Consider the following 19,543-nt stretch of genomic DNA (forward strand, 5'->3'; position numbering starts at 1 on the left):
TAGCGGATTTAAGTTAATTTTGTGGGCAATTTAAAAGAATAAATCATCAAATGGAAACGACCAACAGCAGATTGACGCAGCTCCTGGCCTTCTATGAAGAGGATCCCAATGACCCCTTCACGCTGTACGCTTTAGCCACGGAATACCGCCCCACAGACCCAGAAAAGGCCCGTTGGTTCTACGAAAAACTGCTTGCCGAACATCCAGAGTATGTAGGCACTTACTACCACGCCGCCAGTCTCTACCTGCAGTTAGAGGAACCGGAACTTGCAAAGCAGGCCTACCAGAAGGGTATGCAGGTCAGTCGCCAACTGGGCCAGCTTCACGCGTTCTCAGAGTTGCAGCAAGCTTACAACAAGATAATGGGTTTAGATTACGAAGATGATTAAAAAATAGTTTGCATGCATACTATTTTTACGTTTTTATTAAATTTTCCCCTTCCCGGGCCGAAAACCACCTTTGTTCCCGCTGCCACCTGCATCGGCCAGCCAAGGGGTTTTCGGCCTTCTTTTTAGAAAAGAGCCTCAGAACAGCTTTGGGCAGTAGCTTCTTTTTAGGCCATCTGTTTTCCTCCCTCAGCAACACTACCTTTCTAAAAGGCACCTTTGGGTTAATTGATGAAGCAGTGAAGGTGTATCCTGCCCTTGATTATCCTGCTAGCTGGTTTTGCCAGGATTTTACAGAAAGCAGTTGAAAACGCAAGTGGGTCATTCGGCAGAGGCAAGTTCAAGCATCGTTCTCACAGCCAGAATACAGAATTGCCCGGCTGTGGTTGCCTGAGAAATCTGGTTTCCCTCCGGACCTGAAGCAATTTTTTTTCAAGGTGAGTGGATTTTATAAAGGGAAAAAAACCTACATTTAAGCTTGATTTAGCCCTTTTCCCCTCCTCTAATCGTTTTCTAATCTGGCTCTAATCACCCTCTAATAAGGACCTTCTAGCTTTGGGCATTCTCCATTCAGAATACCCATGCGAATTCCAATTATCCTTACTGCCCTGGCCCTGCTGGCTTGTACACTGGAGCCGGCACAGGCCCGGCAGGCACCTACCGCAACTACAGCCTTAGCAGCACCCAGTGATACCCTGCGTCTTTCCCTTGGGCAGGCTGAACAACTGTTCCAGGAAAGGAATCTGCCTTTGCTGGCGCAGAAATCAGCCATTGAAGCATCCAGAGCCGCCATTCTCCAGGTCAGGTTGTTTGAGAATCCTGTCCTTACGCTTGACCAGAACATCTACAACCACGCAAACGGGCGGTACTTTGACGTGAGCCGTAACGGGCAAACCTTTGTACAGCTGGAGCAATTGTTTCAACTGGCGGGCAAGCGCAACAAGCGGGTGCAGGTTGAAACGCTCAATAGCCAACTCACCGAGCAAGCCTACTTTGATTTGCTGCGCACGCTGCGGTTCACTCTCCGGGCAAACATGGTGGAGCTGTATTACAAACAGCAAGGCTATCAGGTACTGCAGGAGAAAACGCAATCGGTGCAGCGGCTGGTAACGGCGCTGGATGGCCAGTACCGCAAAGGCAATATCCCGCTCAAAGAAATCACCCGCCTGAAAGCCCTCCTCTTCCAATTAGGCAACCAGCAACTGAGCTTGCTCAATGAAATACAGGAAAGGCAGTCAGAACTCAGGTTTTTGACCCACACCCCGGCCACTACTGTTCTGGTGCCTACGCTGGAGGAAGCCACCCTGAATGCCGTAACCGGTGGGCAGCTCAGTTTTGCCCAACTGCTGGAAACCGCACAGGAAAACCGTTATGACCTCAAAGCCGCCCAAACGCAGGTGCAGTTGCAGGAAGCTAACCTGAAGTTGCAGAAAGCCCTGGCCGTGCCAGACCTCACCCTCAGCGCCAACTATGACCGCCAGAGTAACTTCATCCGGAACTATACCGGTCTGGGGGTTTCTGTACCGCTGCCGCTCTGGAACCGCAATCAGGGGAACATCAGCATGGCCCGTCACCAGGTAGACCAAAGCCAGCACCTGTTGGCGCAGCAGCAGTTGGAACTGGAAACTCAGGTAATGCAGGCCTACCGCAAAGCCCAGGAAGCCCAGCAGTTCTACAATTCCTTTGACCCCAGCTTCAGGCAAGACTTCAACCGCTTGCTGGAGGGCATCACCACCAGCTTCATGCGCCGAAACATCAGCCTCATTGAGTTTCTGGACTACTATGAAACCTACACAGACAGCATGACCCAGTTGCTGGAACTAAGCACCAACCGGCTGCGCGCCCTGGAAGAAATCAATTACGCTGTAGGCAAACCTGTCATAAGCTATTAACCCTCTCCTGGTACTAAGATGAAAAAGAATTTAACCATCCCGCTTCTAACCTTATTCACGGGCAGCGCCTTGTTCTTTGCCTGCTCAGAAGAAAAAAGACCGGTAGACAACACCCCGCTGGCCGCGCAGGAACTGTGCCTCACAGACACCCTCTCCCAGCTTATCAAGCTAGATACCGCCCGGCTGCAAACCGTCACCAACCAACTGCAACTGGTGGGCAAAATAGCCTTAGACGAGAAAAAGGTGTTCCAGATTTTCCCGCTAGTGGGTGGCCACGTGCAGTCTGTGAAAGTGGAACTGGGCGATTACGTGCAGAAAGGCCAGACCCTGGCCATCATTCAGAGCAGTGAGATAGCCGAGTTTGAGCAACAGCGCATTGCCGCTCAGTCTGCCTTACAGGTAGCCCAGAAGAATCTGGAGGTAGCCCAGGACATGCTTCAGGCAGGCCTCATCTCAGAGAAAGATCTCCTGGCGGCGCGCCGGGAGAAGAGCATTGCCCAGGCCGAAGTACAGCGCATGAAGCAGATCTTCAGCATTTACAGCACCAGTAAAGGTTCTGAGTACGTGGTCAAAGCCCCCTCGGCGGGGTTTGTGGTGGAGAAAAACATCAACGCAGACATGCAGATCCGCTCAGACAATGACACCAACCTGTTCACCATTTCCAGCATGAACGAGATCTGGGTCATGGCCAACGTGTTTGAATCTGATATTGCCAAGGTGAAGGTGGGCTATGATGCCCAGGTTACCACCCTCAGCTACCCAGACAAAATCTTCCGCGGCAAGATTGACAAAATCTTCAACGTGCTGGATCCCGAGACCCGCACCATGAAAGTTCGCGTGCGGTTAGACAACCCTGACTTCTCGCTCAAACCCGAGATGTTCGCCAACATCACCATTGAGTACCCCGAGGATAGGCAACTGATGGCCATTCCGGCGCACGCGCTGGTGTTTGACCAAAGCAAAAACTACGTGATGGTGTACCGCAAACGCTGTGACGTGGAGCAGCGCGAGGTGAACATCTACCAAACCGTAGGCCAGACGGCCTATCTGCAAAGCGGCCTGAAACCCGGGGAACAGGTGGTGAGCAAGTACCCGCTGCTGGTGTACAATGCCTCCAAAGCCAAATAAGATGGGGTGTTCTTTTGCTTTGCCTGCCGATGTTTCCTTCCCGCTGTTTTCCGCCGGTTATTCTGAAAACAGACCAGAAACGGAAAAGCAGGCCCAAAACGCCGGGGATATCCCATTGATTTCCGGAGCAAAGCCCTTTTAACTTCTGAAAAGCAGTAATTCACCATGAGTTCTTTTATTAAAAATATTATCGCCTTTTCGCTCAAGAACCGGTTTCTGGTGTTTTTCATCACCGCCGGCATCATCCTGGCGGGGGTATTCAGTTTTCTGCACACCCCCATTGAGGCCTTCCCTGATGTGACCAACACGCGGGTGCAGATTATTACCCAATGGCCGGGTCGCAGTGCCGAGGAAGTAGAGAAGTTTGTGACCATCCCTATTGAAGTGGAGATGAACGTAGTGCCTAAGAAAACGAGCCTGCGGTCCATTTCCCTCTTCGGGTTGTCTGTGGTCACCATGATCTTTGAAGACGAGGTAGACGATTTCCATGCCCGCCAACTGGTGGCCAATCAACTAGCCGGTGTCAACCTGCCCGATGGCGTAGATGCCGAGATGCAACCTTCTGCGGGGCCAACCGGCGAGATCTTCCGCTATACCCTGCAGAGCCAGACCAAGGATGTGCGCGAACTCAAAACCATCCAGGACTGGGTGATTGACCGAAAGCTGAAAGGCGTGCCCGGCATTGCCGACGTGGTGAGCTTTGGGGGAGAAGTGAAAACCTACGAAGTAAGCGTTGATCCAAGCCTGATTGGGAAATACAACATCACGGCCCCAGACGTGTACGAGGCCATTGCCAAGAGCAACCTCAACGTGGGCGGCGATGTGATAGAGAAAAACGGGCAGGCCTACGTGGTGCGCGGCATTGGGCAGCTCAACAACATTGAGGAAATTGAAAACGTGATGGTAACCGAGCGCCAGGGTGTGCCGGTGCTCATCAAAAATGTGGCCTCAGTGACAGAATCACATTTGCCTAACCTGGGCTACGTGGGCCGCGATGAGCAGACCAACCTGGTGGAAGGCATTGTGGTGATGCGCAAAAACGAGAACCCCAGCGAAGTTCTGGACGCCCTCAAAAGCAAAATCACCGAGCTGAACGAGCAGGTACTACCCGAGGACGTGAAAATTGTGCCCTTCTATGACCGTTCTGACCTGATTGGCTTCACCACCAAAACCGTTACCCATAACCTGCTGGAAGGGATTGTGCTGGTCACCGTGATCGTGTTCCTCTTCATGGCCGACTGGCGCACCACCCTTACGGTAGCCATTATCATTCCGCTGGCCCTGCTTTTTGCCTTTGTGTGTATGCGCCTCAAGGGCATGTCAGCGAACCTGCTTTCCATGGGGGCTATTGACTTCGGGATTATCATTGACGGAGCGGTAGTAATGGTGGAAGGGCTCTTTGTGGTGCTGGACAAGAAAGCGCATGAACTGGGAATGCCCCGGTTCAATGCCCTCTCCAAGCGGGGTATTATCAAGAAAACCGCCGTGGATCTGGGTAAGTCTATCTTCTTCTCCAAGCTCATCATCATTACCGCTCTGCTGCCCATCTTCGCGTTTCAGAAAGTGGAAGGCAAAATGTTCTCGCCGTTGGCGTACACCCTGGGCTTTGCGTTGCTGGGGGCGCTGTTCTTCACCCTTACGCTGGTGCCGGTGCTCAGCAGCATGCTCCTGAACAAAAACGTGAGAGAGAAGCACAACCCGTTTGTGAACTTCATCAACAAATACGTGTACCGGGGCTTTACCTTCACCTACCAACACAAAAAAGCCAGTTTGGGCGTAGCACTGGTGGTCTTGGTAGCGGGGCTGTATATGTTCAGGTTCCTGGGCTCTGAGTTCCTGCCGCAACTGAACGAAGGAGCGGTGTACGTGCGGGCCAGCATGCCCATGAGTACCACGCTGCAACAATCGGTGGAGATGTCTGAGAAAATTCGCCGCTCCATTGGCTCTTTTGACGAGGTGAAAAAGGTCATGTCCCAGACCGGCCGCCCCAACGATGGTACCGACCCTACCGGATTCTTCAACATTGAGCTGCACGTAGACCTCAAACCCAAAGAAGACTGGCAGCGCAAGATCACCAAAGACGAGCTCATCCAGGAGATGCAGAACAAACTGGCTTCTTACCAGGGCATCAGCTTCAATTTCTCGCAGCCCATCATGGACAACGTAGAGGAAGCCGTGTCTGGGGTGAAAGGCTCCATGGCGGTGAAGGTCTTCGGGGATAACCTGCAACGCCTGGAGGTACTGGGCGACAGCGTGTACAATGTACTCCGCCAGATTGAGGGAATTGATGACCTGGGCGTGATCAGCCTTATTGGTCAGCCCGAGATGCGGGTGGAGCTGGACCAGCAGCGGATGGCTTCTTACGGGGTCTCCCCTTCCGATGCCCAGGCGGTAATTGAAATGGCCATTGGCGGGAAAGGCGCCAGCAGCCTGTACGAGGGCGAGCGGAAGTTTGCCATCCGGATCAGGTACCAGCAGGAGTTCCGCAACAATGAGGAGCAATTGGGGAACCTGCGGGTGCCCACCAGCCACGGCGGTAATATTTCGCTTAAGGAGATCGCTAAAATCAGCACTGTTACCGGGCCCGCTTTTGTGTACCGCGAAGACAACGCCCGCTTCATTGCCGTGAAATTCTCGGTGCGCGGTCGCGACCTGGGTAGCACCATCAAGGAGGCTCAGGAAAAAGTAAACCGGGCCGTGCAGCTGGACAAAGGCATGCACCTGGAGTGGAAGGGCGAGTTTGAAAACCAGATCAGGGCCACCGACCGCCTGATGCAAGTGGTGCCGGTGAGTCTGATGCTCATCTTCCTGATTCTGATCGCGTTGTTTGGCAACGGCCGTGATGCGGCGCTGGTGATTTTAAACGTGCCTTTTGCGTTAATTGGCGGAATTCTGGCTTTGCTGATTACCCACACCAATTTCAGTATATCGGCCGGGGTGGGTTTCATTGCCCTTTTCGGGATTTGCGTCCAGAACGGAGTGATTCTGATCTCGGTGTTCAAGAAAAACCTGCAGGAAGACATGCCCCTGGCCCAAGCCATCAAAGAAGGCGTGGCCGAGCGCACCCGTCCCGTGGTGATGACTGCTTTGATGGCGGCTATCGGCCTGTTGCCCGCAGCGCTTTCCACCGGCATCGGCTCCGAAACCCAAAAACCGCTGGCCATTGTGGTGATTGGCGGCCTCATCAGCGCCACTATCCTTACGTTATTGATTTTCCCGCTGCTATTTGACAGCGTGTACAAGAGAACACTCAAGAAAAAGCGAACCATTTCCCGGGTGCCCCGCAACGTAGGTGCCGTGCCCGTTTAGCTTAGTTTAAGATAGGTTTGACAGTCCCTTTGTGTTACTGTAGGTTCAAACTTGAGTCAAAAGAGGCGGCCCTTGGCCGCCTCCTTTATTTTAGGGGTTTTCTGTTTCAAGGTAATTTCCTGGAAAATAAGCTTAAAACGTAGGTTTCCTTTAGATAAGGCCAAGCTCCTTTGCCCATACCAATTATAGTGATTAGTCTTAAATTGGTTTTAGGGGTGTTTTCGGGAAAACAGATGGAAAACAAGGCTTAGCGCATGGTGGTAGGTAGCCTGTTCTGAATCATGATGTCAATTGATATACTGCTTTAGTTCAGATACGCCTAAGCTGAGGCAATCGCCTCACTGAAGTTTTAAACTTCAGGTCGTTTTAGGTCCAGGTTGCAAACCTGAACCATATACTGGAAACACTTTTGCGGGAAATGAACCAACTTCGGAAGGTGAAACGGGCAAGAAGTGAAACACATTTGCTGAGCCATAACCGGAAGTATTTCGGTTAATGGCCTTTATCTGTTAAGGGCCTAAAATTAGGCATTTCCTTTTGGCAAGATTATGGTGACGGTAGTGCCCTGTTGTAACCTGGAAGTCAGTTGAATATAGCCGCCGTGGAGTTTTATGATCTTCTCGGCCATGGTGAGACCTATACCGGTTCCGGTGCGGGAGCGGGCATTCTGAGCGCGGTAGAAAGGCTCCAGCACCCGGCTGATTTCGGCTTCCGGTATCCCGATGCCCTGGTCCTGCACCCGCACTTCCACCTGTGACCCTGACCAGGAAAGCGACACTTGTACGGGCTTGTTATCTGAGAACTTGGAGGCGTTTTCCAGTACGTTTTTGAAGGCTACTTGCAGGAAGCTTCGGTTCCCTGAAACGATCAGAACATCAGGGTCTGGGGGTAACGCCAAGAAGTCTAGCTGAATCTGGTTGTGGGGCAGGTAACTTTTCAATTCAGCGATCACTTCCAGAAGCACTTCGTCCAGGCGCACGCGTTCCTGCCGTACTTCCTGTTCATCAAACCCGGCCTGGGCCAGCAAAATCAAATCGGTGGTGAGTTTTTCCAGGCGGCCTACTTCTTTCTGCAGCGTTTGCAGGGAAGCCTGGTACTCAGCAGCCGAACGGTCTTGCATGAGCGTTACCTCCAGTTCGCCGCTGATGGCCGTGAGCGGATTACGGAGTTCATGCGAGGCATTAGCAATAAAGCTTTTCTGCATGTAAAAAGAGGTTTCCAGGCGTTCCAGCATCTGGTTGAACGTGTTGACCAGCTCGCCAATCTCGTCACGGGTTTCGCGTTCCTTCACCCGCAGATGCAGGTTTGAGGCTCTTATTTTATTTACCTCCTGCACAATGGCTACAATGGGCTGCAGAACTTTACGGGCGAAAAGATGTCCCGCCACCATCATGATCAGGCAACCCACTACCACACTAATGAGCAATATCTCCTGCAGGTTGCGCAGCTTACCGGTGCCCGTAACATCTTTGGCCAGCACCACCACGTAGAAATCGCCTTCGTTGTCTTTATACCAAAGGCCCACCCCCTGCAGGTCATTCTGCCAAAACTCTACCTGTTCGTCTTTCCTGATCTGCTGGAAAACACTGGCTGGTATATTCAAACTGGTGGTATCAGAGGCCACGTGCAGTCTCTGGTTTGCGTCATAGATAGCGAATCTCTCCTCAGAAAGGCTTTGCAGGAACTTCCGCCGGATTCTCTGCATTCGTTGCGAACTGAACTCATCGCGCTCCAGGTACATTTGCGCCGCTACAATACCCCGGTCCATGAGCCGCTGGAAATACTGGCGTCTGGTAAACTGCTCGGCTACCAGGTAAATGATAACGCCCATGAAGATGAGCACCGCAGTGGTGAGCCCGGTAAAGGTGAGGGTGAGTTGCTTTCTAAATGTCATAAGCTCTCCGGCTCCTTCAGCATGTACCCCATTCCTACCACCGTGTGCAAGAGTTTGGTCTGAAATTCTTTATCTATCTTGTTTCTGAGGTAATTCACGTAGACATCTACCACATTGGAGCCCAGATCAAAGTTGAGGTCCCAGACGTTTTCCAGCAGGTCTACCCGGGAGAGTACTTTTCCCTTCCTTTTCAGAAAGTACTCCAATAACGCAAATTCCCGGGCGGTGAGGTTGATTTCCTTGCCTGACCGCGATACCTCTTTTGAATCCAGGTTCATGGTCAGATCGCCCACTTTCAGGATATTGGTTGCTTGCACCGGTTCTGCCCGCCTAACCAGCGCCCGCACCCGGGCCAGCAGTTCCTTGAACTTGAAAGGTTTGGTGAGGTAATCATCTGCTCCGGCTTCCAGGCCATCCACAATGTCATCGGTGGTACCTAGCGCAGTCAAGAGCAGTATGGGGGTGCGTAGCTGTTCTAGCCGCAACTGCCGGCATAAATCCAGCCCGCTGAGGTGCGGCAGAATGATATCCATCACAATTACCTGGTATTCATTCTGCAAAGCCAGCCGTTTGCCGGTAATTCCGTCGTAGGCTACTTCAACTTCAAATGTCTGTTCCTGGAGACCTCTTTTTATAAACGCCGCCACGTTGGGTTCATCTTCAATCACCAGTACTTTCATTCGCCAATTAAAACGTTTAGTATGCTATTTTTTTGAAGTAAAGACTCTTCTCTTTCCAACCTGAGCTATCAAACTTATTGGGCAGGTAAACTCAGAAAATCTCGCCCACTATTTATTAAGCCGCCTATCGGTTCTACGCTTTACTTCTAAGTGCCTAATTTAAGCATTTCACCCCACAGACTGGCTTTTGATACACTAGGCAGAGGTTTAAATGGAAACAATCTGTTAGTTAACAGAGATCTGGGCCACTTCTTTATTGTATTTGTTGCGGTACTCCAGCGGCGAGATGCCGGTGATTTTCTTGAAGGTTGTCCGGAAAGCTTTGGTGTCTGAGTAGCCCACGGAGTACATGACTTCGTTCACGTTTTCGCGGGAGGTTTCCAGGCGCATTTTGGCCGCTTCCACTTTGACCCGCTGGATGTACTCCATCACGGTATTGCTGGTGGCTTTCTTGAAGCGGCGCTCCAGGTTACGGCGGCCCAGGTAAAACATGGAAGCCAGTTCATCTACCGTGATTTTCTCCTGGTAATTGGCTTCAATGAACTCCTGGGCCTTTTTGATGAGATCGTCTTCGTGGTCTTTCTGCCCGTTGAAAATCACAAACGGCGACTGGCTCCGGCGCTCTATGTCAATCTGGAAGGCTTTGGACATGAGCACGGCAATTTCGCGGCCCACAAACTTCTCTATGAGGTATAACACCAGGTTCAGATAAGAGAAAGCGCCGCCGCTGGAATAAATGCCCTGTTCATCGGTGATGATCCGGTCCTCCACCAATTGTACCTCCGGGAACATCCGGCGGAAATCATTGGCCGCCATCCAGTGGGTAGCGCATTTGCGGCCATTGACCAGTCCGGTAGAAGCCAACAGGAAAGCACCCACGCAAAGGCTGGCCACCTCGGCCCCTTTCTGGTATTGTTCAATAATCCAGGGCATAAACGCCCGGTTCATTTCCAGCGCAGAAGGCATTTCTCCATCCAGGGCGGGGATGATGATCAAATCGGTTTTAGAGATGTCCTGGGCCAGCACATCGGTGTAGACCGTGTAGATGCCACCCGCCACCGTAACCTCTCTGGTGAGTCCGGCAAGCTGAAGCTGGAACATGGCCGGTTTGCCCATGCTTTTCAGAAGCTTGTTTACCTCGGTAAACACCTGGCGAGGGCCTTCCACGCTGCCCAGAATGGCCCCTTTGGGTACCAGAAGTGTGATGTGTTTCATAAAGGGTGTAGTTGTAGCGGTTTAAAGCTTCCAGAACTTCATAAATGCAGCCTTTTGCCCATTGATTATGGTACAGAAGCCAGGCATTAATCTGTATTGACACAGCTTCTTTTCTTCCTTTTTCTCCCTCACGGCTGTAGCCAAAACTAAGGAAAACGATTGTCGCAATCAACCCTAAGAATGGCGTGAACACACCCTCTCTTCTTCTGAAAATGCCTGTATGTTTGCAATGTACTCAGAGAGTTCTGAGCACCCATTTCAGAAACCTAACCATTTAACTACTAACCATATGGAAACCCTACAAATCAAAAAAGACATTGCCATCAACGCTTCACCGGAGAAAGTGTGGGACGTGCTCACCAGAGACGAATTGGTAAGACTTTGGTATGCCTCTTTCAGCGAGGGTGCTTACGCCGAGACCGACTGGCAGGAAGGTAGCAAGGTGGTTTTCAAGGATGAAACCAACAACGGCATGGTAGCCCGGGTGGTTTCCAACAAGCCACATGAACTCCTGGCGGTGGAGTACGAAGGATTGCTCAGCAACGGCCAGGAAGATACCACCAGCGAGGAAGCCAAAGCGGTACAAGGCGGCCGCGAGACTTACCAACTCACCCAGAAAGACGGCATCACCCAGATGGCCATCTCTACGGATATGACCCCGGAGTATTACGAGATGATGTCTACTGCCTGGGACTCCGCTTTAGCTAAAATCAAGGAACTAGCCGAAAATCAGCCCCAAAACTAACCTCCTGCGGCCATGAAGATTTTGAAGAGAGTTATGCTGGGAGCAGGTGGTCTGCTGGCGCTGCTGCTGGTAGCGGCACTGTTCGTGAAAAAGGAATACACCGTGCAGCGTGAGATCATCATCAACAAACCCAAAGCCGAGGTGTTCAGCTACATCCGGCACCTGAAAAACCAGGACCACTACAGCAAATGGGTCATGACCGATCCTAACATGAAGAAGGCTTTCCGGGGCACCGATGGCGAGGTTGGGTTTGTCTACGCCTGGAACGGCAATGACCAGGCCGGCCAGGGCGAGCAGGAAATCACTACCATCATCGAGGGCGAATGGCTGGACGTGGAGGTAAGGTTTATCCGGCCAATGGAGAGCATCGCCAGAACGCCTATGCGCACCGAAACGGTAGGAAACAATCAGACCAAAGTGACCTGGGGCATGACCGGCGAAAGCCCTTACCCGCTCAACCTGATGCACCTGTTTGTAGACGGCATGCTGGGCAAAGACCTGGAAACCAGTCTTTCTAACCTGAAAGTGATTCTTGAAAAACCATCTTTAACCGTTAAATAATCAGGCATTTACCATGGCTACCATTCAACCTTACTTGAATTTTCCGGGCAACACAGAAGAAGCCTTCACCTTTTACAAATCGGTGTTCGGGGGCGAGTTCCTGGCTTTGCAACGCTTCAAAGACACGACGGAGGCAGATAGGATCCCGGCCCATGAGCAAGACAAGATCATGCACATCGCCTTGCCCATTGGCCCGGGTGTGATCCTGATGGGCACCGATTCCCTGGAATCTATGGGCCAGAACCTGACCATTGGCAACAACTTTCACCTGAGCATTGATACTGATTCCCGGGAAGAAGCCGATAAACTCTTCAGTGCCCTCTCAGCAGGCGGCAAAACAACCATGCCCATCCAGGATGTGTTCTGGGGCTCGTACTTCGGGATGCTGATTGATAAGTTCGGCATTCAGTGGATGGTGAGCTACTCGCCTCCGCAAACCCAGGCACAGGAACAAACGGGCAACAAAGCGGCGGCAACGGTCTAGTTCCTTCCTTGTGCCTCAGGTGTTTTAAGCCTGTTTGTGGTAAAACAGTTTGAAAACGAACCTATTACCACATCCAAGCCCTCCAATTCCCTTCATCAATTTCCTACTCAGAATCTGAAAAAACTAACTCCCAACACCATGGCCCAAACTATAGAAACCCTCCCTACTCCCCAACTAGAGGAACTGGTGATTACCCGCACCTTTGACGCTCCGGCAGCAGCCATATGGCAAGCCTGGACCAACCCAGACTATCTTGTGCAATGGTGGGGTCCCAAAGGCTTTACCTCACCAGTTTGCTACGTTGATCTACGGGTGGGCGGCGAGTACCTCTTCTGCATGCGCTCCTCTGAGGGGCAGGATTACTGGAGCAAAGGCGTGTACAAAGAAATACAGGAACCAGTAAGGCTAGTGGCCACGGACTGCTTTTCTGATGCCCAGGGCAACACGATTTCCCCTGCAGATGCGGGCCTGCCCGGCGACTGGGCCGACGAACTGGAAGTCACCCTCACCCTAGAAGAACAGAACGGGAAAACCCTATTCACCCTGCAGCATAAAGGCTTGCCCAACGGCGAAATGCGGGAAATGACTAAGGCCGGCTGGAACGAATCACTGGACAAACTGCAGGAGGTACTTGCCCTGGAAGTTTCCTCACCCGAAAGCTCCAGCATTGGACAAGACTTTGAGATAACCTGTGTTTTAGATGCTCCAAAGGAACTGGTTTTCAAAGCCTGGACAGAGGCCGATCGCCTGAACCAGTGGTATGGCCCTCAAGGGTTCACGCTGGGTGTAGGCAAATTGGAGCTCAAACCCGGAGGTATCTTCCTCTACAGCATGCAGGCGGGCAATGGGCCAAAACTATGGGGCAAGTTTGTCTTTCAGGAGATAGCGGCCCCAGACCAACTGGTGTACGTCAACTCGTTCTCTGATGAGGAAGCAACTACTACCCGGGCCCCCTTCAGCGAGACCTGGCCGTTGGAGATGTGGAACCTTCTTACCCTTACCGAAGAAAACGGCAAAACCAGGCTTCACCTGCGAAGCCGCCCCCATAACGCCAGCCCAGAAGAAAAAGCCACCTTTGAAGCCGGATTTACTTCCATGCAAAAAGGCTTTGCCGGCACCTTAGAACAGTTAGAGACTTACCTAAAGAAAGCTCAGGAATAACATTAACGATAGCTTAGCTGAGGATTGAGGATCATCGGGCTTCTGAGTAGCCTAAGTTAGCCTTATACTGTAAGCCCTGTGTTTCAGGCTTCTTTTCGCCAAAAGAGACCTGAAACAAAGGGCTACTTTTTGAAGTGCATTCTGTTCATCAGTTGGGTAATTACCAGCTTGCCGGACCTTCTCCAGGCCTTGTTCGCTTACTTTCCTAATAGTTTCAGCTCAACCCGTTGGTTTAAGGTTCGACCTTCATCAGTGTCATTGGTGGCGATGGGCTGCTCTGCTCCAAATCCTTTGGCTTGCAGACGTTTGGCGTTGATGCCTTTGGAAATCAGGTACTCCACCACAGCTTTGGCCCGGCTCTCGGAGAGTCTGAGCTTTTCAGCGGCATCGCCTTTGCTATCGGTGAAGCCGGCTATCTCTACTTTCTGGCTCCGTTCATCCTTCAAAAATTCCACCAGGCGGTTCAGTTCATTCATAGACTCCGGCTTCAGTTTGGCTTGCTCGGGCTCAAAGAACACGTTCCGCAAGGCCACCGAGCTACCCGAAGTCACTGCCTTCAGTTGAATGTCTTTCTGCAATTTGGTAAAGGCGTGGGCTGAGGTAAGGTCAAAGTTCTCTGAGTGCAGCAGATTGCCGTCTTTCCTGATGGCCAAACCGTAGTTCTTGCCGGCGGGTAAAGAGATGATGTATTTGCCGGTCTGGCTGTTAGACGAGTAGACGGCAATCACCTCATTCTTCAGGTTATCAATGAGCTCAATTTTTGCCTCGGTTGGCGCACTGGTTTTGGCATCTTTGATGGTGCCGGACAGCAACAGGCTTTGCGGGGTTTTCAATTCCTGAACCTTCACCTGTACCGGCTGGGGCACTTGCAAGGAGATACTGGCCAGCAGATCATCCTCGGTGTTCAGTACCATGGGTTTCTCTGGCCCCAGGAAAGTGATTCTATAGAGGTCGCTTGATTTCTGGCATTTTTCCACCCGATTAGACGAAAAATACCCGAAACGGCTACTGGCACCCACGGCCAGGAAATAATCATCGTCCGGCGAATTGATGGGGAAACCTACGTTCTCGGGCTTAGTCCATTTTCCGTTTTCGTAAACGCTTTTGAAGATGTCAAAGCCACCCATGGAGGTGTGCCCCTGGGAGCTGAAGTAAAGGGTTTTGCCATCGGGCATCAGGAACACAAAGCCTTCGTCATAGGGCGTGTTCAGATCAGGGCCGGCATTTACCGGTTTGCTCCATTCGCCTTTGCTATCCAGCACCGAGGAGTAAATGTCATGCCCTCCTATCCCATTGGGCCGGTTGCTCACAAAGTAGAGGGTTTTGCCGTCATATGAGTAAGAAGCCGAGGATTCATGGGCGTTGGAGTTGATGTTCTTCAGCTCCTCGGGTTTAGACCATTCCTCCCCTTTCAGGCTGCTTTCAAATAAATCGCCGTTGTTTTCCTCGCGGTACAGAATCAGTCGCTGCCCGTCGGCCGAGAGCCCCACTGCTGTCTCAAACTTATCGGTGTTGATGTTCGGGCCCATGTTCTGGGCCGGGGTCCACTTGCCGTTCACCTTGGTACTGATGAACAGGTCCTCATTCAGAACAGGAGCCTTTTCTATCTTGTCCTCGTCTTTCTCCTTTTTGGCTTTCTGGAGCGCCTGGGGTTGCCGCAGGGAGGTAAACACCATCACGGTTTCATCGGCGGAGATAACCGGGTTGAACTCCGGCCCCTCAGAATTTAGTTCAGGGCCCAGGTTATCCAGATACACCAGTACCGGATTCTTCTGCAGTTCTTCTCCAGACAGACATTCCCTGATGTGCTGGTTCACCAGTTGGATCTTATCCTTGTTTTTATCAGTGGGCAGCGTGGCCAGGTACTTCTTGAACTCAGCGGTGGCCTTTTTCCACTCCAGGTTCACCTGGTACGCCCGGCCCAGGTAAAAGCCTAGTTCAGGACTAACCGCGGGGTTCAGTTTTCGGGCTGTTTCCAGGTGCTGGGCCGCTTTTCCTTTTTCATCTGAAAACAGGTAACAAACGCCCAGGCGGAAATTCAAGGTTGCGCTGTTGGGATTGAACTGATGGGCGGCCACATACAACGGAATGGCGTTTCTGTAGTGGATGCGGCGGTAGTCATCGTCTACTTTTTTAGCGTTGAAAATGGCATCGCCATCATCTAGTTTCTTTTTGGCATCCCGGAAACCGTCTTTGTTCTGTTTGAAGTTGTCTTTGTTGAACTCCACGTTTTGCTGGGCGTACGCCTGCCCCAACGCCAGCAGACAGGCAACGGTAAGTATATATCTTTTCATGAAAAAGAGATTTGAAAGTGGAGGACTACTTCTCTTGGCAGTTGGCCAGGTACGCTTTGGCGGCAGACACCTCCAGGGAGAGGGCTTTCTCCCAATCCTGGCAGGCGGTTTCATCGCGCAGCATTTCTTTGGCGATGCCCCGGTTCAGGTAGGCATACCCGTATTTGTCATTGATCTGCAGGGCGAAGTTGCAGTCTTCCAGCGCGCCTTGGTAGTCTTTCAGTTTGAATTTGGTGGCCGCCCGGTTGTTGAACGCTAAGGCATACTGCGGATTCAGCTGGATGCATTTGGTGAAATCAGCGATGGCGCCGGCGTAATCACCGGCTTCAAACCGGGCTTTCCCCCGGCTGTTGTAGGCCAAGTGATAATCTTTCTTACGCTCAATGGCTTTGGTGTACTCCTCAATAGCGCCGTTCAGGTCGCCTTTGCCTTGCTTGAGGGCACCCATGTTATGATAGGCCACGGCCAGATCTGGGCTCAGTTCCACTGCTTTCCTGAAATCAGACAGGGCGCCCTCCAGGTCATTCAGTTGCCGCTTGGCGCTTCCGCGGTCATGGTAAGCGTTGGCGTTTCTGGGCGTGAATCTGATGGCAGCAGAATAATCTTCCACCGCTTCTTTATAGTCCTTGTTTTCAAAGTGCAGACCGGCGCGCAGGTACCACACCAAGGGGTGGTTGGCATCTAAGGCTACGGCTTTGTTATAGTCTTCCAGCGCCCCGGCTTTGTCGCCCAGGAGTTGTTTGGCCTTGCCCCTGCTGAAAAACGACTGCGGGTTAGCATTGTTCAGGGCGATGGCCTTGTTGTAGTCTTCCAGGGCGCTTTTGGTCTCCTTCAGTTCCAGGTAAGCGTTTCCCCGATTGAACCACGCCAGCTCCAGCTCGGGCCGCAGCGTGATAGCGGAGTCAAGGCTGGCCACGGCTAACTTGTATTCTTTCTGGCTTATCAGCGTGAGTCCTGTTTTGTACATCCGTTCGGCCAGAACCGCTGGATCGGTTGGCTGTACCGCCACGGTGTCTTTGACCGCAACAGAATCCTGAGCCTCCTGCGCCTGAGCCCCCAAGCCGATGATAAAGCATATGAATGAGAGAAGTAAAGTTTTCTTCATACTTGCGAATGAATGATTTAGAATGAAAAAGAAACCGATTCAACAAGGCTGTATTGCAAACAGATAGTGCTTGCCGAGTGGATTGTCAAAGGTTTTTGCCCTACTTTCTGGAAAACTCCGTTGAAATGGTAAAGCTAACCGTGTCACCGTTGGCCGGGGGATTGCAAACGCATCAGCGCGTAGCCGATATGGACACTGCCTGTTAAAAAGTCTTTTCGAAATTAAAAAAAGTTTGCAAAAGTACCTCAGGGAAAGGTGTAATCACCCACACCACCCGCAATTTTACTTACTTTTAGGTAATGGTAGATCAATCAGGAGTTCTGAGCCACATCAAATTATATTGTGTGAAAGCCCTTACATAGCAGCCAAAAAAAGCGCTGGGTTTTAGCGCCGTTTTCTGAAAAACGGCGCTAAAACCCAGCGCTTGTAAGGTAAAACAAGAAACGTTGAAGAAGGGGCAACTTATTTACCGATCAGCTTATAGCCTAAGCTCAGGATAACTTGTTGGTTTCTGATGCTGCCATCGGTGTAGGAGCGTTTCAGGCGTTCATAGCGTACATCGGCGGTTAAGCGGGAGATGTCTACCCCGGCCCCAATCTGGTAGCCCCAGTCAGCGGAGTCAAAAGAATCCTTGATGTCTTCGCCGTCAAAATCGCTGTCAATTAGGATAGACGCTACTGGTCCGGCGTAGGCCCGGGCGAAAAGCAGTTTATAGCCCACCAGAATAGGAACATCCAGATTGGTGAAGCCCATCTCTTTCACGGTTGTAGTGGCATTGGGGCTGTTGTCATCCGGAACCTCAAATTTACCACCCGAGGAGGACAGAACTACTTCAGGCTGAAGCAGGAAACCCACGATATTGAACCTGGTAAAAACCCCGGCATGGAACCCTGTAATGCTGCCTTCTTTTTTGAACTGGGTAAGGTTGGCGGTCGCATCGTCGGTGTCCACATTGGATGAGCTGATCCCTGCTTTCAAGCCAAGGGTGAAAATCTGGGCATTCGCCATCATACTGGTAGACAGCAAAAACGCCGATAAAAGAATTAGTTTTTTCATAAGTAATAGAAATTAAGGCACATGTATTAAGGGCTAAATAACAGGAACTCTCCTTCATATCCAAATACACCGGAGGGTTAGCACTTTAACGTTCAGGGGAAAAGAAAGATAGTCTTTCTGGGTTATCCAGAACAAGCCCCTCCGCAACACAGTGCTGGGTAACACTTCTTCTAGATAGCTTTCAACGCTTGACTGTTTACTATTGGCGCTAACCAATTTTCCCATTTGCACCTTAATCAGCCGCTTGCTTAAATCTAACTTCAACTATATTTATCAATATACAAGTTCTACTATACTTTCTTTAAGCATATCCAATCACCATTAAACCTAAATAGATCATATTTTACCACCATAAAGTATAGAAGTAAGGCATAACGGGACGTAAAAAGGGTTTTTGGTACTGTAGAAGAGTTAATCAAAAAATAATACAGGAATATTATAACAAATTAAAATTTAAAGTATATATTAGTATCAAATAGGCCAATACGGAGTATAAACAACCCGTTAAACTTGGCTCATTTTAATAAATTATTGATTGTTTCTTTGATTGATAGTTGCCCTCCTTCTCTTCCGGGCTATAAGAAATTGCGTCAAACGATCAGGAGTCCCCAATACAGTACTGCAGCTTAAAAACCTATATCAAATATTTAGATCTAACAACTACTACTACACCCTTTACCTATCACCTTATGTACACCTCTACTCAAGCAGCACCGGTTAAGACATACTTTAAGATTAAGAAAGACGGCATCAACCTGGACCGCTACCTTGCCCGGATTGGCTATGACGGGGATACCACCCCTACCTTACGCACCTTGCAGGAGCTACATTATTACCATACCCTCACCTTCCCCTTTGAAAATCTGAACCCGTTCCTGAAAAGACCGGTGCCGCTGGATGTAGAGACCCTGCAGCGCAAAATGGTAGAGGATTTCCGGGGTGGGTACTGCTTTGAGCAAAATACCTTGTTCAGCCATGTTTTACAGGCACTAGGGTTTACCGTGAGAGGATTGGCAGCGCGCGTTCTCTGGAACGTTCCGGCCGGGGTTACCACCGCCCGGGCCCACATGTTGCTTTTGGTAGAGATTGAAGGAGAAGAATTCATTGCCGATGTAGGATTTGGCGGGTTAACCCTCACCAGTCCCCTGCGCCTGCACGACCAGTCAGAACAGGAGACCTCGCACGAAACCTTCAGAATAGTGGCCCTAGAGGAAGAGTATGTGTTGCAAGCCAAAGTCCAGGATACCTGGAAACCGCTGTATCAGTTTGGCCTGCAGGAGCAGGTTACCCAGGATTATGAAGTGTACAACTGGTTTACGTCTACTCACCCCAGATCACCTTTTGTAAACGGACTTCTGGTAGCTAAAACCACCCCAGATGCCAGGTATTGCCTGCGTAACAATGAACTGAGCGTCCATTACGTGAACGGCAAATCCAAGCGCCAAATTATCACCACCCCTACCCAGCTCATCACGGTTCTGAAGAAAGGGTTCGATCTGCCCATCCCTAACACCCCCGAGATGGACAAGGCCTTGCACTTGATCTTGCAGCCGGTAAACTAATCAGGATAATCCTTATTGCTATGCAAGTCCTGGCTTCAAAGCAGAAGCTACTTGGGTAAGTAGTGCCCAGT

15 protein-coding genes are annotated in these 19,543 nt (G+C 50.9%); 9 read left to right on the forward strand and 6 right to left on the reverse strand.

Annotation, left to right across the window (positions count from 1 at the left end; translation table 11 throughout):
• Positions 1-50: 50 nt before the first annotated feature.
• The 4 genes from JT719_RS15905 to JT719_RS15920 all read left to right on the forward strand — a co-directional run bounded on the left by JT719_RS15905 (position 51) and on the right by JT719_RS15920 (position 6,715).
• Positions 51-389: a tetratricopeptide repeat protein gene (locus JT719_RS15905; RefSeq protein ID WP_207434343.1), complete on the forward strand. Its 339-nt coding sequence runs from the start codon at positions 51-53 to the stop codon at positions 387-389.
• A 578-nt stretch (positions 390-967) separates the two neighbouring features.
• Positions 968-2,278: a TolC family protein gene (locus JT719_RS15910; protein ID WP_207434344.1), complete on the forward strand. Its 1,311-nt coding sequence runs from the start codon at positions 968-970 to the stop codon at positions 2,276-2,278.
• A gap of 18 nt (positions 2,279-2,296) precedes the next feature.
• A complete protein-coding gene (locus JT719_RS15915; protein WP_207434345.1) occupies positions 2,297-3,406 on the forward strand; it encodes an efflux RND transporter periplasmic adaptor subunit in 1,110 nt (369 codons plus the stop codon).
• 165 nt (positions 3,407-3,571) lie between these two features.
• Positions 3,572-6,715: an efflux RND transporter permease subunit gene (locus JT719_RS15920; RefSeq protein ID WP_207434346.1), complete on the forward strand. Its 3,144-nt coding sequence runs from the start codon at positions 3,572-3,574 to the stop codon at positions 6,713-6,715.
• Positions 6,716-7,238: 523 nt separating this feature from the next.
• Here JT719_RS15920 and JT719_RS15925 read toward each other — a convergent pair.
• The 3 genes from JT719_RS15925 to JT719_RS15935 all read right to left on the reverse strand — a co-directional run bounded on the left by JT719_RS15925 (position 7,239) and on the right by JT719_RS15935 (position 10,504).
• Positions 7,239-8,609, reverse strand: coding sequence for a sensor histidine kinase (locus JT719_RS15925; RefSeq protein ID WP_207434347.1), 1,371 nt, complete (start codon positions 8,607-8,609; stop codon positions 7,239-7,241).
• Positions 8,606-9,289 carry a response regulator transcription factor gene (locus JT719_RS15930; RefSeq protein ID WP_207434348.1) on the reverse strand — a complete coding sequence of 228 codons (684 nt, stop codon included), beginning with the start codon at positions 9,287-9,289 and terminating at the stop codon, positions 8,606-8,608. Before JT719_RS15930 ends, JT719_RS15925 begins: the two co-directional genes overlap by 4 nt.
• 225 nt (positions 9,290-9,514) lie before the next feature.
• Positions 9,515-10,504: a GlxA family transcriptional regulator gene (locus tag JT719_RS15935; RefSeq protein ID WP_207434349.1), complete on the reverse strand. Its 990-nt coding sequence runs from the start codon at positions 10,502-10,504 to the stop codon at positions 9,515-9,517.
• A 289-nt stretch (positions 10,505-10,793) separates the two neighbouring features.
• On the opposite strand from JT719_RS15935, the gene JT719_RS15940 reads away from it, so the two are divergent.
• The 4 genes from JT719_RS15940 to JT719_RS25270 all read left to right on the forward strand — a co-directional run bounded on the left by JT719_RS15940 (position 10,794) and on the right by JT719_RS25270 (position 13,455).
• On the forward strand, positions 10,794-11,249 hold the full coding sequence (locus JT719_RS15940; protein WP_207434350.1) for an SRPBCC family protein: 456 nt from the start codon (positions 10,794-10,796) through the stop codon (positions 11,247-11,249).
• Positions 11,250-11,261: 12 nt separating this feature from the next.
• Positions 11,262-11,810, forward strand: coding sequence for an SRPBCC family protein (locus JT719_RS15945; RefSeq protein ID WP_207434351.1), 549 nt, complete (start codon positions 11,262-11,264; stop codon positions 11,808-11,810).
• A gap of 13 nt (positions 11,811-11,823) precedes the next feature.
• Positions 11,824-12,294, forward strand: a complete 471-nt coding sequence (locus JT719_RS15950) for a VOC family protein (protein ID WP_207434352.1) — start codon at positions 11,824-11,826, stop codon at positions 12,292-12,294.
• 138 nt (positions 12,295-12,432) lie between these two features.
• On the forward strand, positions 12,433-13,455 hold the full coding sequence (locus JT719_RS25270) for an SRPBCC family protein (RefSeq protein ID WP_242693306.1): 1,023 nt from the start codon (positions 12,433-12,435) through the stop codon (positions 13,453-13,455).
• A 197-nt stretch (positions 13,456-13,652) separates the two neighbouring features.
• On the opposite strand, the gene JT719_RS15960 is transcribed toward JT719_RS25270, so the two are convergent.
• The 3 genes from JT719_RS15960 to JT719_RS15970 form a co-directional block, all read right to left on the reverse strand.
• The gene (locus JT719_RS15960) at positions 13,653-15,749 is read right to left on the reverse strand and encodes an OmpA family protein (RefSeq protein ID WP_207434353.1); all 2,097 of its coding nucleotides are present in this window, start codon (positions 15,747-15,749) and stop codon (positions 13,653-13,655) included.
• 25 nt (positions 15,750-15,774) lie between these two features.
• Positions 15,775-16,854 carry a tetratricopeptide repeat protein gene (locus tag JT719_RS15965; protein ID WP_207434354.1) on the reverse strand — a complete coding sequence of 360 codons (1,080 nt, stop codon included), beginning with the start codon at positions 16,852-16,854 and terminating at the stop codon, positions 15,775-15,777.
• A gap of 462 nt (positions 16,855-17,316) precedes the next feature.
• Positions 17,317-17,910, reverse strand: a complete 594-nt coding sequence (locus tag JT719_RS15970; protein WP_207434355.1) for a porin family protein — start codon at positions 17,908-17,910, stop codon at positions 17,317-17,319.
• A gap of 689 nt (positions 17,911-18,599) precedes the next feature.
• Between JT719_RS15970 and JT719_RS15975 the strand changes: the two genes are divergently transcribed.
• On the forward strand, positions 18,600-19,472 hold the full coding sequence (locus JT719_RS15975; protein ID WP_207434356.1) for an arylamine N-acetyltransferase family protein: 873 nt from the start codon (positions 18,600-18,602) through the stop codon (positions 19,470-19,472).
• The last annotated feature ends 71 nt before the right edge of the window (positions 19,473-19,543 follow it).

It is taken from the genome of Sabulibacter ruber (assembly GCF_017355955.1).
GTDB classification, from domain to species: Bacteria; Bacteroidota; Bacteroidia; order Cytophagales; family Hymenobacteraceae; genus Nibribacter; species Nibribacter ruber_A.